Genomic DNA, 19231 nt, shown 5'->3' with positions numbered 1-19231 from the left:
AACCAGGAGCGGCTCGCCGCGTTCGGGCCGAAGCCGGACTACGTCCGCGCCGACGCGTCCGATGTGGACGATCTGCGCCGGGCCTGCGCGACGATCGTCGAGCGGCACGGGCCGGTGCACGCGGTGCTGCACACCGCGATCGTGCTGGGCGACCAGAGCGTGGCGCGGATGACCGAGGAGCGCTTCCGCACGACCTACGCGGCCAAGGCGGACATCGCCGTCAACCTGGCCGAGGTCTTCGCGGACCAGCCCCTGGAGTTCGTCGCCTTCTTCTCGTCGATGCAGGCGTTCTTCACCGCGCCCGGCCAGGCCAACTACGCGGCGGGCTGCACGTTCGCCGACGCGTACGCCGACCAGCTCGGCGAGCGGCTCGGCTGCCCGGTGAAGGTGATGAACTGGGGTTACTGGGGTGGCGTCGGCATCGTCGCCGAAGACGGCTACCGGCAGCGGATGGCGCGCCTTGGCCTCGGCTCGATCGAGCCGGCGGAGGGCATGGCCGCGTTCGACCGCCTGCTGACCTCGCCGTTCGACCGGCTGGCGCTGCTGAAGGCCGCCGACGCCCGCAGCATCGCCGCGTTCTACGAGGACAGCGCCCTGAGGGCGTTGCCCGCCGGGTCTTCCGCCCCGGTCGCCGACCTGCTCGCGGCGCGACCCGACCGGAGTGCCGACATCGAGCGCGTGCGTGTCGCCGCCGACGGGCACGGGCGGTCGATGGAGGCCGCGCTCGTCCGGCTCACCTGGGCGCTCCTGCGCGAGCTGGGCCTGTTCGCCCGCCCGGGCACGGCCGCCGAGCTGCTCGCGGCCGGCGGGATCGAGCCGCGGTACGAACGCTGGCTGTCGCACACCCTCGACGTCTTCGTCCGCACCGGCCTGCTGCGCTCGGCCGACTGCCGCTACGAAGCCGTTTCCCCGTCGCCGGTGGACCTCGCCGAGGCGTGGCGCCGCTGGGACGCCGACCGGGCGCCGTGGCTGGCGAGCGAGGGCAAGCGTCCGCAGGCGGTGCTGGTCGACACGACCGTGCGCGCCCTGCCCGACATCCTGACCGGCCGCCGTCCCGCGACCGACGTCATGTTCCCGAAGTCCTCCCTCGAACTGGTCGAGGCCGTCTACCGGAACAACCCGGTGGCGGACTACTTCAACGACGTCCTCGCGGACACGCTGGTCGAGCACGTCCGCGCCCGGGTGGCGGCGGATCCCGCGGCGCGGCTGCGGATCCTGGAGATCGGCGCGGGTACCGGCGGCACGAGCGCGGTCCTGTTCCGGCGGCTGGCGCCGTGGCGGGACAACATCGAAACGTATTGCTACACCGACCTTTCCAAGGCGTTCCTGCTGCACGCGCGCCGGGCTTACGGCGACATCGCGCCGTACCTGGACCCGCGGATCGTCGACATCGAGAAGCCCTTGGACGAGGGGTTCGGCGGCTTCGACGTCGCGGTCGCGACGAACGTGCTGCACGCGACGCGCAACATCCGCGCCACGCTGACCAACACGAAGGCCGCCTTGCGCGCGAACGGCGTCCTGCTGCTGAACGAGCTGAGCGACAACGTGTTCTTCAGCCACCTCACGTTCGGCCTGCTGGACGGCTGGTGGCGCTACGACGACCCGGCGCTGCGCATCTCCGGCTCGCCCGGCCTGACCCCGCGCGACTGGGTGCGGGCCCTGACGGAGACGGGCTTCCGGCCGGCGTTCATCGCCGCGGAAGGTGCCGACGACCTGGGCCAGCAGGTGTTCGTGGCCGAGAGCGATGGTGTGGTCCGGCAGCCGGTCCCGGCTGGTGGGCCTGCCTTCTCGCAGGTCGCCGACGAACCCGTCCCGGTCGCCGTCACGCCTGCTCCTGCTCCCGCTCCTGTCCCGGCGAGCCCGGATCGGGAGACCGAGCTGCTGGAGCGGGCGCGTGACCACTTCCGCGCGCTCGTCGCGGACGTGCTGCAACTGCCGGTCGCTTCGGTGCGCGCCGACGTGACGTTCGACCGGTACGGCATCGACTCGATCCTCGTGGTCCAGCTGACCGAAGCGGTGCGCAAGGACCTCGACAACGTCGGCAGCACGCTGTTCTTCGAGGTCCGCACGATCGACGGGCTCGCTCGGCACTTCGCCGAGACCCAGCCGGACGCGCTCGCCGCGCTGGTCGGCTTCGCCGCGACGCAGGAGCCCGAGGTGCCGGAAGCCGCCGTCACGCGGGTCGTGGAACCCGTGCCGGACCCGGTCGTCGAATCCGTGCCCCCGGCCCGTGCGGACGAAGAGATCCCCATCGCCATCATCGGGATGGCCGGGCGCTACCCGGGCGCACGGGACCTCGCCGAGTTCTGGACCAACCTCCTGGCCGGCACCGACTCCGTCACCGAGATCCCCGGCGACCGCTGGGACCACGACCGCTACTACGACCCGCGCCGCGGCGCCCCCGGCAAGACCTACGCCAAGTGGGGCGGCTTCCTCGACGGCGTCGACGAGTTCGACCCCCTGTTCTTCGGCATCTCGCCGGGTGCCGCGTCCACAATGGACCCTCAGGAACGGCTGTTCCTGGAGTCCGCCTGCGAAACGCTGCAGGACGCCGGGCACACGCGTGACTCGCTGCGGGCCGCCGCTCGGGCGCGTGTCGGCGAAGACGCCGGTGACGTCGGGGTGTTCGCCGGGGCGATGTACACCGAGTACCAGCTCTACGGCGCCGAACAAGCGGTGCGCGGGGAACCGGTCGTGGTGCCGGGGAGTCTCGCGTCGATCGCGAACCGCGTCTCGTACTTCTTCGACGCGAGCGGCCCGAGCATTGCCGTCGACACCATGTGCGCGTCCGCGCTGTCCGCGATCCACCTCGCCTGCGCCGCGCTGCGGCGCGGGGAGTGCGGTGCGGCGCTGGCCGGCGGCGTCAACCTGTCGCTGCACCCGAGCAAGTACCTGATGATCGGGCAGACCCAGTTCGCCGCGAGCGACGGCCGGTGCCGCAGCTTCGGCGAAGGCGGCGACGGCTATGTGCCCGGCGAGGGCGTCGGCACCGTGCTGCTGCGCCCGCTCGCCGACGCGGAGGCCGACGGCGACCGCATCCTCGGCGTCATCCGGGGCAGCGCCGTCAACCACGGCGGCCACACCCACGGCTTCACGGTGCCGAACCCGCGGGCGCAGGGCGCGGTGATCCGGCAGGTCTACCGGAAGTCCGGGGTGGACCCGCGGCGCGTCGGCTACGTCGAGGCGCACGGCACCGGCACCCCGCTCGGCGACCCGATCGAGATCGCCGGCCTGACGTCGGCGTTCGGCGAGTTCACCGACGCCCGGCAGTTCTGCGCGCTCGGCTCGGTCAAGTCGAACATCGGCCACCTGGAAGCGGCGGCCGGGATCGCCGGGCTGAGCAAGGTGCTGCTGCAGATGCGGCACGGCACGTTCGCGCCGTCGCTGCACGCCGGGCAGGTCAACCCGGAGATCGACTTCAGCGCCACGCCGTTCGTGCTGCAGCGCGACGCCGCGCCGTGGCCCCGCGACGGCGGTGTGCCGCGCGCCGGGGTGGTCTCGGCGTTCGGCGCCGGCGGCGCGAACGCCCACCTGCTCGTGGAGGAGTACATCGTGCCCGAACGCGCGCAACAACCGGCCGCGGCGCAGGCCGTGGTGCTGTCGGCGCTGGACGAGGACCGGCTGCGCGAGTCCGCGGCCCGCCTGCGCGACGACCTGAGCACGCGGACCGACGCCGACCTGGCCGGCATCGCCTACACCCTCCAGGTCGGCCGCGAGCCGATGCCGGCCCGCTTCGCCACGGTGGCCGGCTCGACCGAGGCCCTTGCGGCCGCACTGGACGCCTACGTCCGCGGTGCGGAGCTGCCCCCGGACACGTTCGCGGGCACCGGGCTCTCGGGCACGCTGGCGGCACTGGCCGCGGACGACGACTTCCAGGAGACCCTGGTCCGCTGGGGCGCGCGCGGCAAGCTGGCCCCGCTCGCCGAGGCCTGGGCAAGCGGCGTCGAGGTGGACTGGTCCCGCCTGCACACCGGCGGCCCGCGCCCGCGCCGGGTGGGCTTGCCGGCGTACCCGTTCGCCCGGGAGCGGTACTGGTACACGGATGTGGTGCCGGGGAGCCAGAAGCGCGCCGGCGCCGCGCCCGGTAGCTCGACGACGGTTGCGGCATCGGCCGGGCCCGCGAGTTCCGCGAAGCAGACTGAGCCCGGTGGCCCCGCGGCGGTTGCGACCCAAGCCGCGTTTCCCTCGCCTGCCGCAGCGGAGGTGCCGGTTCTGCCTGCGGCCACGGCGCCGGCAAGGCCGACCGCGCCTGCGGTGACCTCGGTTCCCGCGGTGCGCGAAGCTACCGCACCCGTGCCTGCCGCTCCGGCACCGCCCGCCACGGCGCAGGTCTCCGGTGCCGCCGCGGTTGCCGACCTTCCCGCCGGGGACCTCACCGTCTGCCCGGTCTGGGAGCCGCACCGGCCCGCCGAGGTCTCCTCCGGCGGCGCCGTGCTCGCGATCGGGCTGTCCGCCGCCGACGTCGAGGCGATCCGGGCCGCCGGGACCGAAGTGCTCACCGAGGACGACGGCGTGATCGGCCGGGTCGTCGTGGAGGTCCCGACCCGGACCCGCACCACCGTGGCCGAGCGCGTCGACGAACACCGTACGGCGACCCGGCAGCTGTTCCGCGTCCTCAACCAGTTGCAAGCCCGCCACGGTGACCGCGACTTCGAGCTGACCCTCGTCACCCACGACGCCTTCACCCGGGACCCGGCCCAGGCCGGCCTGCACGGGCTCGTCGGCGGGCTCGCCAAGGAGCAGCCGCGGTGGCGCGTCAGGGCCGTCGACCTCGCGGCGGACGAGCCGTTCCCGGCGGCGGAGGTGTTCGGGCTGCCCGCCGACCGCCGCGCCCATCCCTTCCGGCGCACCGGTGGCCAGTGGCTGCGTCGCCGGCTGGTGCCGGTCGAGCAGGCCGCCACGACCGCCGCGTTCCGCCGCGGCGGGGTGTACGTCCTCACCGGTGGCGCCGGGGACCTCGGCGTCGTGCTCAGCGAGTACCTGGCCCGCACCTACGACGCCCGGCTCGTCTGGGTCGGCCGTCGTCCCGAGGACGACGGGATCCGCGCTCGGCGCCAGGGGAGCAACGCGGAGTACCTGCGGGCCGACGTCGCCGATCCGGCCGCGCTGCGCGACGTCCGTGCCGAAGTCCTCCGTCGCCACGGCCGGATCGACGGCGTCGTCCACCTGGCCATGACGTTCAGCCACACCCCGCTGGCGCAGCTGAGCGAGCCGGCTCTCGAAGCGACGCTCAAGTCCAAAGTGGACCCGTGCGTGCACTTCGCCGACGTCTTCGCCGGGGACGACCTCGATTTCGTGCTGCTGGTGTCGTCGCTGGTCAGCTTCATCCGCAACGCCGAGCAGGCGCACTACGCCGCGGCCTGCGCCTACGTGGACGCGGCCGCCGACGGCCTGCGCGACGCCCTCGGCTGCCGCGTGAAGACCGTCAACTGGGGCTACTGGGGCAACGTCACCGACGACCTCCTCGACGGCATGGCCGCCCTCGGCCTCGCCCCGATCGAGCCCGCCGCCGCGATGGCCGCCGTCGAGGGGCTGCTCGCCGGGCCGCTCGACCAGATCGGGTTCCTGCGGCTCGGCCGGCCGCTGCCGGTCGAAGGGGTGCTCACCGGCGAGACCGCCGTGGTGCGGCTCCCGGCGGCGGCGACACCGGCCGAACCGGTCACGCCGGAGCTGCCCGCCGCGCTCGCCACCTACCAGGCCGGCCCGGTGCCCGCCGAGATCGACGCCGCCCTGGCCCGCTGGGTCGCCGCCGAACTGCGGGAGGCCGGGCTCACCGGCGCCGGCGAGCGGTTCGCCGCCTGGCTGCCGCCGATGCTGCGGGTGCTGACCGGCCACGGCCTGATCGACGCCGGCCAGTGGATCCCGGGACCGGACGCCGCGACCTGCCGCGCCGGGTGGCGGCGTGACGCGGAACGCTGGGCCGCGGCCAACCCCGACCTGCGCACGCCCCTCGACCTGCTCGGCCGGACCGTCCCCGCCCTGCCCGCCGTGCTGCGCGGTGACGTCCTCGCCACCGACGTCCTCTTCCCCAACGGCTCCTTCGCGCTGGTCGAGGGCGTCTACCGGGACAACCGCGTCGCCGATCACTTCAACGCCGTGCTGGCCGAACACGTCGCCGGCTTCCTGCGGGCGCGCCTCGCCGCCGAGCCCGGTGCGCGGCTGCGCGTCCTCGAGGTCGGCGCGGGCACCGGCGGCACCACGCGGGTGGTCCTCGACCGGCTCACCCGCGCCGGGCTGCCGCTCGCCGAGTACTGCTTCACCGACGTCTCGCGCGCGTTCCTGCACCGCGCCGAAGACGCCTTCGACCACGACTTCCTGACCTACCAGGTCTTCGACGTCGCCGAGCCGCCGCACGGGCAGGGCCTCGACACCGGCGCGTTCGACGTCGTCATCGCGGCCAACGTCCTGCACACCACCGCCGACGTCCGCGCGACGCTGCGCAGCGTGAAGGCCCTGCTGCGCGGCAACGGGCTGCTGGCGCTCAACGAGATCAGCGGCTTCTACCTCGTCAACCACCTGACGTTCGGCCTGCTCGACGGCTGGTGGACGCACACCGACGCCGAGCTGCGCGTGCCCGGCAGCCCGGCGTTGTCCCCGGCGGGCTGGGCCGCGGTGCTGGCGCAGGAGGGCTTCACCGGCGTCACGAACCCGGCGTCCGACGCCGAGCCGCTCGGGCAGCAGATCGTCGTCGCCCACAGCGACGGCGTCGCCCGCGGGCCGCGCGTGGTCGAGGCACCTGCGCCGACGGAAGAACCGGCGCCCGTAGGGGAAACCACGTCGATCGCCGCCGTGGTCCTCGAGAAGCTCGCCGACGCGCTGCGGATGGCCGAGAGCGCGATCGACCCGGCGCGGGCGTTCGCCGACTACGGCCTCGACTCGATCGTCGGCGCGGGGTTCGTCCAGCAGCTCAACGAGTCCCTCGGCCTCGACCTGCTCACCACGGTGATCTTCGACCACCGCAGCGTCGAGCTGCTCGCCGCGCACATCGCCGAAACCCACCAACCGACCGTGCCCGCCGCGGCACCGGAACCGGAAGCGCCGGAGACAGACCCGATCGCCATCGTCGGCATCAGCGGCCGGTTCGCGCAGTCACCCGACCTCGACGCGCTCTGGCAGCACCTCGCCGACGGCGACGACCTGGTCGGCCCGATCGAGCGCTGGGACGTCTCCGGTCCCGAGTGGACGGACGTCGCCTGCCGGGAAGGCAGCTTCCTCGACGGCATCGACGAGTTCGACGCGCGCTTCTTCAAGATGTCCGGGCGTGAGGCCGCCTACACCGATCCCCAGCAGCGGCTGTTCCTCGAAGAGGCGTGGACAGCGCTGGAGAACGCCGGGTACGTCGGCACCGCGCTCGACGACAAGCGCGCGGGCGTCTACGTCGGCTGCACCGGTGGCGACTACACCGCCTGGTTCGACGAGCGCCCGCCCGCACAGGCGGCCTGGGGCAACGCGCCCTCGATCGTGCCCGCCCGGGTCGCCTACCACCTGAACCTGCGCGGGCCCGCGATCGCCGTCGACACGGCCTGCTCCAGCTCGATGGTCGCCATCCACCTCGCCTGCCAGGGGCTGTGGAGCGGCGAGACGGACCTCGCGGTCGCCGGCGGTGTCGCCGTGCAGACCACGCCGAAGACCTACCTGACGGCCGGCCGCGCGGGGATGCTGTCCCCGACGGGCCGCTGCCACACCTTCGACGCGGCCGCCGACGGGTTCGTCCCCGGTGAGGGCGTCGGCGTCGTCGTGCTCCGGCGGCTCTCCGACGCGCTCGCCGACGGCGACCACGTCCACGCCGTCATCCGCGGCTCCGGCATCAACCAGGACGGTGCGACCAACGGGATCACCGCCCCCAGCGCGGCGTCGCAGGAACGGCTCATCCGCGAGGTCCACGAGCGCTTCGGCGTCGACCCGGCCGAGATCGGCCTGGTCGAGGCACACGGCACCGGCACCAAACTGGGTGACCCGATCGAGACCGCGGCGCTGGTCCGCGCGTTCGGCACCGCCGAAGGTTCGCGTGGCTGCGCTCTCGGCACGGTGAAGACGAACATCGGCCACACCATGTCCGCGGCGGGCGTCGCGGGGCTGCTCAAGATCGTCCTCGCCATGCGGCACCGGACGCTCCCGCCGTCGTTGCACCACGCCGAGACCAACCCGGCGATCCGCCTCGGCGGCAGCCCGTTCCACGTCACCACCGAGCTGACGCCGTGGGAGCCGAACGGCCGGGGCAAGCTGGTCGCCGCGACGAGTTCGTTCGGCTTCAGCGGCACCAACGCGCACCTCGTCGTCGAAGAGCCGCCCGCGATCGCGCCGCGCGACGACGACGGCCGCGAGCGGCTGTTCCTGCTGTCCGCGCCCCGCCCCGAAGCGCTTCGGCAACTGGTCGAGGGCCTGGCCGGGCACCTGACCGCGCACCCGGACGCGGTGCTCGCCGACGTCGGCTACACCCTCGCGCACGGCCGGGCCCACTTCGCCCAGCGCGTCGCCTTCGCGGCCGCCGATCGTGAGACTTTGCTGCGGCAGCTGGAAAACTGGCTGGCCGACGGGACCGTCCCCGCGGCCGCCGAGCTGGAGCAGATCCGGGCGCGGTGGAGCGAAGGCGGGAAGCTCGACGCCGAGTTCACGGGCCGCCGGACGCCGTTGCCGACCTACCCGTTCCAGCGCCGCGCGGCCTGGGCCGGCGGCGGGACGCCGGAGAGCGCCCTGCCCGCCGGACCGACGGCCCACGAGCCGATCGCGGTCGTCGGGCTGGCCGCGCGGTTCGCGGACAGCCCGGATGCCGAAAGCCTGTGGGCCCACCTCGCCGCCGGCGACGACCTGGTCGGCGACGTCGCCCGCTGGGACCTCGCCGGGAAGCTGGGCCCGAAGGCCGGGCGCCAGTACGGCAGCTTCCTCGACGACCCGGCCCGGTTCGACGCGCTGTTCTTCAGCGTCTCCGGCACCGAGGCGGTGCACACCGACCCGCAGCAGCGCGTCTTCCTCGAAGAGTGCTGGCACGCCCTGGAAGACGCCGGGTACGCGGGGGAACGGCTCACCGACCGCGCGTGCGGCGTCTACGTCGGCGCCTACCCGGGCGACTACCACCAGCTGATCAGCGGCGAGAAGCCCCCGCAGACCATGTGGGGCAACATGGCCTCGGTCATCGCGTCGCGGATCTCCTACCTGCTCGACCTGTCCGGGCCCGCGATCGCCGTCGACTCGGCGTGCTCCAGCTCGCTCGTCGCCATCCACCTGGCGTGCGACAGCCTGCGGCTCGGCACGGTGTCGATGGCCCTGGCCGGCGGCGTGTTCGTCCAGGCGACGCCGCGGCTCTACGAGTACTCGTCCACGGCGAAGATGCTGTCGCCGACCGGGCGGTGCCGCACCTTCGACGCGTCGGCCGACGGCATGGTGCCCGGCGAGGGCGCCGGGGTCCTGGTGCTCAAGCGGCTGTCCGACGCGGTCCGCGACGGCGACCACGTCTACGGCGTCATCAGCGCCTCCGGCGTCAACCAGGACGGCGCCACCAACGGCATCACCGCGCCGAGTGCCCAGGCCCAGGAGGACCTGGTCCGCCAGGTCCACCGCGACGCGGGCGTGCGCCCGGGCGGCGTCCAGCTGATCGAGGCCCACGGCACCGGCACCCCGCTCGGCGACCCGATCGAGTTCGGCGCCCTCGCCGAGGCGTTCACCGGCGCGCCCACGGGTGGGTGCGCGCTCGGGTCGATCAAGACGAACGTCGGGCACACGCAGTTCACCGCGGGCGTCGCCGGCACGATCAAGGCGCTGCTCGCGCTGCACCACCGGCAGGTGCCGCCGTCACTGCACTTCGACCGGGCCAACCCGGCGATTCCCCTGGCGAACAGCGCTTTCTACGTGCCTACCGCGGTGCGCGAGTGGCCGTCGCCGGAGTCCGGGCCGCGTCGTGCGGGCGTGAGCTCGTTCGGCGCCAGCGGGACCAACGCGCACCTCGTCGTCGAGGAGGCGTCGGGGGCCGATGTGACGCACGCGGCGCGGGACGAGTGGCTGGTCGTGTTGTCCGCTCAGGACGAGACGGCGTTGCGCAGTCACGTCGAGCGCGTGCTCGCCCACGCCGAATCGCACGACGTCGACCTCGGCGACGCCGCTTACACCCTCGCCGTCGGCCGCCGGCCGGAGAACCTGCGGTGGGCCTGCGTCGCGCCGGACCGGGCCGCGTGGCTCGACGCCATGCGGGCCTGGCTGCGCGACGGGCGGGCGGACTCGGTCGTCACCGGCTCGGTGCCCGACGACCTGCCCGATATGTCCTCAGTGGACGGTCTGGCGCTGACCGAGGTGGCCGCGCGGTACGTACGGGGCGAGATCCCGTCGTTGGGCGGGTTGTTCGGTGACGGGTTCCGGGTGGTGCCGCTGCCCGGCTACCCGTTCGGCGGGGAGCGGTACTGGATCGACGCGCCGCCGGCCACGACTGTCCACAAGGGATACGACGGCTACGTCGTCGAGCTGACCGGGCGCGAGTTCTTCCTGGACCACCACCGGGTGTCCGGGACGCCGGTGCTGCCGGGGGTCGCGTACCTGGAGCTGGCGCGGGCCGCCGCGGAGGCCGAAGGGTTCGGCCGGACCGGGGTGACGGTGCGCAACGTCGTCTGGACGCGCCCGGCGCGGATCACGGGCCCGACGACCGCCGGGGTCGCGCTGGACGAGCAGGACGGCGGTTTCGCCTACCGGATCACGACGACCACCGGCGGCGAGACGCAGACGCATGGTCAGGGGCGCGTCGAGCCGACCGTCGCGGCGCCGCCGCCGAAGGTGGACATCGCCGCGCTGCGGGCGAAGTGCACCCGCCGCACGCTCGATCGCGCTGCCTGCTACGCCCTGTACGAGGGCACGGAGATGGGCCTCGGCCCGGCGATGCGCGGCATCGAGCAGCTGGAGATCGGCGACGGCCTGATCGTCGCCCGCCTCCGCCGTCCCGCCGCGGCCGGGGACGGCTTCACCGTCAACCCGGCGATGCTCGACTCCGCGTTGCAGTCGACGCTCGGCCTCGCCCTGGCGGAGGGCGCGGACGAGGTGTCGGCCGCGCTGCCGTTCGCGCTGACGGAGGTCCGCGTGCACGCCGCGACGCCGATGGCGGGATGGGCGGTGATCCGCCCGTCGGCCAACGACCGCCCGGGCACCGTCCGGCGGCTGGACATCGACCTGTGCGACGAGACGGGCGAGGTCTGCGTGCGGCTGCTCGGCTTCACGTTCCGCGAGCTGCCCGCGCCGGAGAAGCAGGAGCCCGCACCCGTCGATGACCAGGTGACCCCGGCCGGACCCACCGCCGAGGCGGGCGAGCTGGTGCTGGCCCGCCCCACCTGGCACCCGGCCGCGCCCGTCGCCGGCGCGCCGCGGTTCGTCCGGCACGAGGTGCTGCTCGCCGGGCTCGACCCGGTCGACCTCACCGACCTCGACGCCACCTGCACGGTCCTGCCCGACGGCCCCGACCTCGCCACCGCGTTCACCCGGCGGGCCGAGCAACTGCTCACGCACCTCCAGGACGCCGTCGTGGCGAGCCGGGAGGGACGGGTGCTGCTGCAGGTCGTCGTGCCGGCGGGGTCACCCGATCTCGCGCTGGCCGGGCTGCTGCGGACCGCCCGCTACGAGCACCCGAAGCTGGTCACCCAGCTCGTGGTCGCCGGGCCGACAGGGCTCGCCGACCGTCTTCGCCGGGAAGCCGGGGCCGACGACGTCGTCGTCCGCGAGGTGGCCGGACGGCGTGAGGTCCCGCAGTGGACACCGCTCGCCGACGCCCCTGCGGTGCGGCCCTGGCGCGACGGCGGCGTCTACATGATCACGGGCGGCGCCGGTGGGCTCGGGCGAGTGTTCGCCCAGGAGATCGCCGCCGGTGTGGCCGACCCCACGATCATCCTTTGTGGACGTTCGGCGCACGGGCCCGGGAACTACCGGCAGCTGGACGTCACGGACCGGGCCGCCGTCGAGCGGTGTGTCCAGGACGTCGTCGCCGAACACGGGCGCCTCGACGGTGTCCTGCACAGCGCCGGCGTGCTGCGGGACGGCTACCTCGTGAAGAAGGACGTCGCCGACCTGCGGGCCGTCCTCGCCGCGAAGGTCGCGGGGTTCGTCAACCTCGACGAGGCCACCGCCGGGCTGGACCTCGACTTCTTCATCGGCTTCTCGTCACTGTCGGCGTCGGGGAACCCGGGCCAGGCCGACTACGCCGCGGCCAACGCCTTCCTCGACGAATACGCGGCGCTTCGCGAGAAGCGCGTCGCCGCGGGGGAGCGGCACGGGCGGACGCTCAGCGTCGGCTGGCCGCTGTGGGCCGACGGCGGGATGCGCGTCGACGCCGCGACCGAGCGGTCCATGCGGGACACCGTCGGCATCCTGCCGATGCCCGCTGCGGCCGGCGTCGAAGCCCTGCACCGGGCCTACGGCAGCGGCGAACCCCACGTCCTCGTGACGTACGGCGACCGGGCGCGGATCGGGGAAACCCTGCTGCGCCCCGAAACGGAGGTGACCACCATGCCCGACAGCCTGGTGACGCTGCTGGCCGACCGCGTGTCGCGCCTGCTCGACGTCCCCGCCGACGAGATCGAGGGCGGGGTCGACCTGAGCGAGTACGGCTTCGACTCGATCTCCCTCGTCGACTACGTCGGTCTGCTCAACGACGAGTTCGGCCTGACCCTCGTCCCGACCCTGCTCATCGAGTACCCGACCCTCGACGGCCTGGCCGGGTACCTGACGGAGAACCACGGCGACGTCTTCAGCACGACCCCGGCGCCGGAACCGACGCCCGAACCTGCGCCCGAACCGGAGCCCGTGCCCGCGCCGGAAGAGCGGCCGGACCTGCTCGCCGAGCTGACGGAACTGACGGCGAACGTCCTGCGCCTGCCGGTGGGGCGGATCGAGGGCGGCCGCGAGCTGAGCAAGTACGGCGTCGACTCCCTGTCGCTCACCGAGCTGATCTCGGAGATCAACGCGCGGTACGGCCTGGCGCTCGACCCGACGCTGCTGTTCGAGTACCCGACGCTCAACGGCCTGGCCGGTTACCTCCGGGAGCATCACGCCGACCGGGTCGCGCCCAGGTCCGAACCGAAGCCCGAGCCGGTCGCCGAGGCACCCGCGGCCCCGAAGACCGAGCCGCGGGAAGGCCCCGAACCGATCGCCGTGATCGGCATGAGCGGCCGGTTCCCGAAGGCCGGCGACATCGCCGAGTTCTGGCGCAACCTCGCCGAAGGCCGGGACTGCATCGGCGAAATCCCCGCCGACCGCTGGGACTGGCGGGAGTGCTTCGGCGACCCGATCACCGAACCCAACACCAGCAACGTGAAGTTCGGCGGGTTCATGGACGGCGTCGGTGACTTCGACCCGCTGTTCTTCGACATCTCGCCGCGCGAGGCCGAGCTGATGGACCCGCAGCAGCGGCTGATGCTGCTCTACGCCTGGAAGGCCCTCGAAGACGCCGGGTACGCGGCCGAATCCGTCGAAGGCAGTGACATGGCCATCGTCGTCGGCACCGCCAGCACCGGTTACCCGACGATGGTCGCGAAGTACTCGCCGGTCGTCGAACCGTACGACGCCACCGGCGCCGCGCCCTGCCTCGGGCCGAACCGGATGAGCTACTTCCTCGGCGTCCACGGCCCGAGCGAGCCCGTCGACACCGCCTGCTCCAGCGCGCTCATCGCCACCCACCGCGCGGTCGGCGCGCTGCAGGACGGCACGTCCGACATGGCCATCGTCGGCGGCGTCAACACCGTCCTCAGCAAGGACCTGCACATCAGCATGAGCAAGGCCGGCATGCTCGCCGAGGACGGCCGGAGCAAGACGTTCTCCGCCGACGCCAACGGGTACGCCCGCGGCGAGGGCGTCGGGATGCTGGTCCTGAAGCGGCTTTCGGCGGCCGAGCGGGACGGCGACCACGTCTACGGCCTGATCCGCGGCACCGCCGAAAACCACGGCGGCCGCGCGAACTCGCTGACCGCGCCGAACCCGAAGGCGCAGGCGGCGGTCATCCGCACGGCCCACCGCAAGGCCGGCGTCGACCCGCGCACCGTCGGCTACATCGAGGCGCACGGCACCGGCACGAAGCTCGGCGATCCCGTCGAGATCAACGGCCTGAAAGAGGCCTTCCGCGACCTCTACGACGGCGCGGACGTCGCGGGCGCGCACTGCGGCATCGGCTCGGTGAAGACCAACATCGGGCACCTCGAGGTCGCCGCCGGTGTCGCGGGCATGATCAAGGTGCTGCTGCAGATGAAGCACCGCACCCTGGTGCGGAGCCTGCACTGCGACACCGTGAACCCGTACGTCAAGCTCGACGGGACGCCGTTCTACCTGGTCCGCGAGCAGCAGCCGTGGCCGGCGCCGGTCGACGACGCCGGGGCCGAGCTGCCGCGACGCGCCGGGGTCAGCTCCTTCGCCTTCGGCGGTGCCAACGCGCACATCGTGCTCGAGGAGTACGTCCCGGCGCCCGTGGACCAGACGCCCGCGGAGCCGCTGCCGATCGTGCTGTCGGCGACCCACCCCGAGGTGTTGCGCACCCTGGCCGAGAACTGGGTCAAGGCCTTGAGGGACGGCACCTACACCGACGCCGACCTCACCTCGATCGCTTACACGTCGCAGATCGGGCGCACGCCGCACGCCGAGCGGCTCGGCTGCGTCGCGGCCACCGTCGAGGACCTCGCGACCGGGCTGGAGTCCTGGCTGCGCGGCGAGCCGGACGGCTCGATCGTCACCGGCCGCGTCACCCGCGACGACGTCCCGGCGGCACCCGAGAGCACCGACGCGACGGCCGCGATCAGGGCCTGGGTGCGCGGCGCCGACGTCGACTGGAGCCGGTGGCACCCGGACGCGCCGCGGCGGATCCCGCTGCCGACCTACCCGTTCCGGCTGAAGCGCTACTGGCTCGACACGAGCACCCCGGTGGGGGCAGGTACCCCGAAGTTGCACCCGCTCGTGCACACCAACACCTCGGACCTGACCGGCCCGCGCTACACCACCCGTCTCACCGGCCGTGAGTTCTTCCTCGCCGGCCACAAGGTCCGCGGTGTCCCGGTGCTGCCGGGCGCGGCCTACCTGGAGATGGCCCGGGCCGCGGCGGACCTGGCGGGCGGCGACCGGCCGGTCGTCAGCGCCACCTGGGACCGGCCGCTGCCGGTCGAGCGCGCCACGGACGTCCACATCGGACTGTCGGCCGACGGCGGTGCCCTGTCCTACCGGGTCTTCACCACCGGCCCCGACGGCGAGCCCGTCGTCCACGGCCACGGGGAGCTGACCGCGGCTGACGGCGAAACGCCGGAGCGGCACGACATCCCGGCGCTGCTCGAAGAAACCGGCGGCCGGGTGCTCGACGCCGACGAGTGCTACGCGCGGTTCGAGCGGCTCGACCTCGGGTATGGTCCCGCGCTGCGGACGATCGAGCGGCTGCACAGCGGCTCGCGGCTCGCGGTGGCGCGGCTCCGGCTGCCCGCCGAGGCCGGCGCGGAGACGTTCGTGCTGCACCCGAGCCTGCTCGACGCGGCGTTCCAGGCCACCTTGGGCCTGTTCGCCGCCGACGGCGCCGAAGCGGTACCCGCCACGCTGCCGCGGTCGGTCGACGCGGTCCGCGTGCTGCGGCCGCTGCCCGCCTCGGCGTGGGCGGTCGTCCGGTTCAGCGAGGGCGGGGCGGTGCCCGGCGAATACGTCCTCGACGTCGACCTGTGCGACGACGACGGCGAGATCTGCGCCCGCCTGCGCGGCTTCCGCGTCCGGTCCCTCGATCCCGAGCCGGTCGATCCCGGCGACGAGTTCCTGGCCCAGCTGATCGAGGCGGCCGGTGACGGCGCGATCAGCCTGGCCGACTTCGAACGGAGCCTGACGTGAAAGCGGTGATCTTCCCCGGCCAGGGCGCCCAGGTGAAGGGCATGGGCCGCGAGCTGTTCGACGCCTACCCGGAGCAGGCCGACCAGGCCTCGGACCTGCTCGGCTACTCGATCCGCGAGCTGTGCCTCGACGATCCCCGGCGCGAGCTGAACCGCACGGAGTTCACCCAGCCCGCGCTGTTCGTGGTCGGCGCGCTGGCCCACCGGCGGTGGCGCGAGCAGCATCCCGAAGCGCCCGCGTTCTACGCCGGGCACAGCCTCGGCGAGTACTGCGCGCTGCACGCCGCCGGCGCGTTCGACTTCGCGACGGGCCTGCGGCTCGTCCGGCGCCGGGGCGAGCTGATGGCCCGCGCCGAGGGCGGCGGCATGATCGCCGTCACCGGCCTCGACCGCGACCAGGTCACGGCGCTGGTGCGCGAAGGCGAGTTCTGCACCCTGTCGGTGGCGAACGACAACTCGCCTCAGCAGTGCGTCGTCTCGGGCGACGCCGAGTCGATCGACGAGCTGGGCGCGTTCCTGCAGGACCGGGGCGTCCGCTGGGTCCGGCTGCGCGTGTCCGGCGGCTTCCACTCCGCGCTGATGCGGCCGGCCCAGCAGGAGTTCCGGCGCTTCCTCGACGCCTTCGACCTCGGCACGCCGGACGTGCCGGTGATCGCCAACGCCACGGCGCGGCCCTACTCGGCCGGCACCACCGCCGGGGTGCTCACCGACCAGATCGTGCAGCCGGTGCGCTGGACCGAAACCGTGCGGCACCTGCTCGACGCGGGCGTCACGGACTTCGTCGAGCTGGGCGGCACGGTGCTGACCAAGCTCGTCGAGCAGACGCGGGCCGCGTCCCGGGCGCCGGTGCTCCGGCCCCAGGACCTCGGCAGCGCCGCTTTCCGTGAGCGACACGGCCTTCGCTTCGCCTACGTCGCCGGCGGGATGTACCGCGGGATCGCGTCACCGGAACTGGTCATCCGGCTGGGCCGCGCGGGGATGCTCGGCTTCCTCGGCACCGGCGGCAGTGAGCCGGCCGAGATCGAGCGCGGGATCAAGGAGATCCAGGCCGCCCTGGCCGAGGACCAGCCCTACGGCGTCAACTTCATCGCGAACCACGACGATCCCGCCGCCGAGGAGGGCGTGGTCGACGTCCTGCTGCGGCACGGCGTCCGGCTGGTCGAGGCGTCGGCGTTCATCCAGATGACGCCCGCGCTCGTGCGCTACCGCGTCACGGGCCTGCGCCGCGGGCCCGGCGGCGAGCCGGTGTGCGAGCACCGCGTACTGGCGAAGGTGTCCCGGCCCGAGGTCGCGGCGGCTTTCCTGGCGCCGCCGCCGGCCGCGGTCCTGGACCGGCTTCGCAAGGACGGCGTGATCACCGCCGAGCAGGCCGAGCTGGCCCGGCGCGTACCGATGAGCCACGACGTCACCGTCGAGGCCGACTCCGGCGGGCACACCGACGGCGGCATCCCGACGGTGCTGCTGCCCTCGCTGCTCGAACTGCGCCGCCGCGCGCAGGCCGAGCACGGCTACGCCGAGCCGGTCTGCATGGGCCTGGCCGGCGGGATCGGCACGCCCGCCGCCGTCGCGGCCGCGTTCGTGCTCGGCGCCGACTACGTCCTCACCGGCTCGGTCAACCAGTGCACCGCCGAGGCCGCGACCAGCGACGTCGTCAAGGACATGCTGCAGGACATCGACGTGCAGGACACCGACTACGCGCCGGCCGGTGACATGTTCGAGCTCGGCAGCCGGGTCCAGGTGCTGCGCAAGGGCGTGTTCTTCCCGTCGCGGGGCAACAAGCTCCACGCGCTCTACAGCCACCACGACGGCATCGACGACCTGCCCGCGAAGACCCGGGCGCAGCTGGAGCGCACCTACTTCCGCAAGCCCCTGGACGACGTCTGGGCCGACGTCGTGGCGCACCTGCGCGCGAGCGGCCGCGCGGAGCTGGTGGAGCGCGCCGAAAAGCAGCCGAAGCAGAAGATGGCGCTGATCTTCCGGCGCTACTTCGGTTACAGCGCGCGGATCGCGCTGGAAGGCGGCCGCGAAGACAAGGTCAACTACCAGGTCCACACCGGACCGGCCCTGGGTTCCTTCAACCAGTGGGTGAAGGGCACCCCGCACGAGTCCTGGCGGAACCGGCACGTCGACGAGATCGGCCTGCTGCTGCTGGACGGCGCCGCCCAGCACCTCGCGGCGTTCTCACGAGTAGCGAAAGGACAGACGACATGATCACGGAGTTCGACACCTGGGGCGTCCACGAACAGCAGTTCTGGCTGCGCGGCACCACCGCGGACCAGCCGGTCGCCTTCGACGCCGAAAGCGGCATGTGGAACGTCTACGGCCACGCCGAGGCGTCGAAGGTGCTGAGCAACCCGAAGCTGTTCTCCTCCAACATGATGCGGCTGATGGCCGCGGAGATCGGCGCCGACATCGAGGAGGCGTCGGCCGGGGAGCTGCTCTACCTCGACCCGCCGCGCCACACCCGGCTGCGCCGGCTCGTCAACCACGCCTTCACCCCCAAGGTCCTCGCCGACCTCGAACCGCGGATCGCCGGCCTGACCCACGACCTGCTCGACGAGGCGAAGGTGACCGACCGGCTGGAGCTGGTCAGCGCGCTGGCCTACCCGCTGCCGGTCATCGTGATCGCCGAGCTGCTCGGCATCCCGGCGAGCGACCGTGACCTGTTCCGCCGCTGGGCCGAGTCGCTGATCCCGTCGACGTCCACCGAGGACGTCTCGATCGTCGGCCGGTTCGAGGGCCAGGAAGAGGTCACCGAGACGACCCTGCAGCAGCGCAAGGAGTTCGGCGAGTACCTGGCCGAGCACATCGAGGACCGCCGCAAGCACCCGCGCGAGGACCTGCTCAGCGGGCTGGTGCACGCCGAGGTCGAGGGGGAGCAGCTCAGCGACAAGGAGATCGCGACGCTGGCCGACGTCCTGCTGCTGGCCGGGCACGTGACCACGACGATGCTGCTCGGCAACACGATCCTCTGCCTGGACGCGCACCCGGACGAGTTCGCCCGCGTCCGCGCGGACCGCTCGCGCCTGCCCGACGTGATGGAGGAGTCGCTGCGCTACCTCCCGCCGTTCGCCGTGACGTCCCGGGCGACCACGGCCGAGGCCGAGGTCGGCGGCGTGACGATCCCGGCCGACCAGCTCGTGATGGTCTGGCTCGGCGCCGCCAACCGCGACCCGCTGGTCTTCGACGACCCCACGGAGTTCCGCCCGGGCCGCGATCCGAACCCGCACCTGACGTTCTCGCGCGGCATCCACTACTGCATCGGGGCCGGCCTGGCCCGGCTCGAGGGCCGGATCGCGCTGGACATCCTGTTCGACCGGTTCCCGAAGATCACCACGATCCCCGACGAGCCGCCGCGGTTCATCCGCAGCTCGCAGATGCTCAACGCCTTCACGCTGCCCCTCGCCGTCTCGTCGTGA

At 73.3% G+C, this 19231-nt stretch carries 3 protein-coding genes (1 of these 3 running past the window's edge); all 3 read left to right on the top strand.

What is annotated here, in order from left to right; genetic code table 11:
* Tightly spaced (each overlapping or abutting the next), the 3 genes in view from OG439_RS19880 to OG439_RS19870 form a layout consistent with a single transcriptional unit that may run on beyond the window.
* Nucleotides 1-15813 carry the 3' portion of an SDR family NAD(P)-dependent oxidoreductase gene (locus OG439_RS19880; RefSeq protein ID WP_326950856.1) on the top strand. Its footprint begins 6795 nt before the window's first position, so only the last 15813 of its 22608 coding nucleotides appear in the window; the start codon falls outside the window, past its left edge; its stop codon occupies nucleotides 15811-15813.
* Nucleotides 15810-18023 carry an ACP S-malonyltransferase gene (fabD, locus tag OG439_RS19875; RefSeq protein WP_326950855.1) on the top strand — a complete coding sequence of 738 codons (2214 nt, stop codon included), beginning with the start codon at nucleotides 15810-15812 and terminating at the stop codon, nucleotides 18021-18023. The genes OG439_RS19880 and fabD overlap by 4 nt, the downstream gene beginning before the upstream one ends.
* Nucleotides 18020-19231, top strand: a complete 1212-nt coding sequence (locus OG439_RS19870) for a cytochrome P450 (protein WP_247051091.1) — start codon at nucleotides 18020-18022, stop codon at nucleotides 19229-19231. Before fabD ends, OG439_RS19870 begins: the two co-directional genes overlap by 4 nt.

It is taken from the genome of Amycolatopsis sp. NBC_01307, assembly GCF_035975215.1.
Classification (GTDB): Bacteria; Actinomycetota; Actinomycetes; order Mycobacteriales; family Pseudonocardiaceae; genus Amycolatopsis.
The sequence above is the reverse complement of the archived record's forward strand: the minus strand, read 5'-3'. Positions and strand labels throughout refer to the sequence as shown.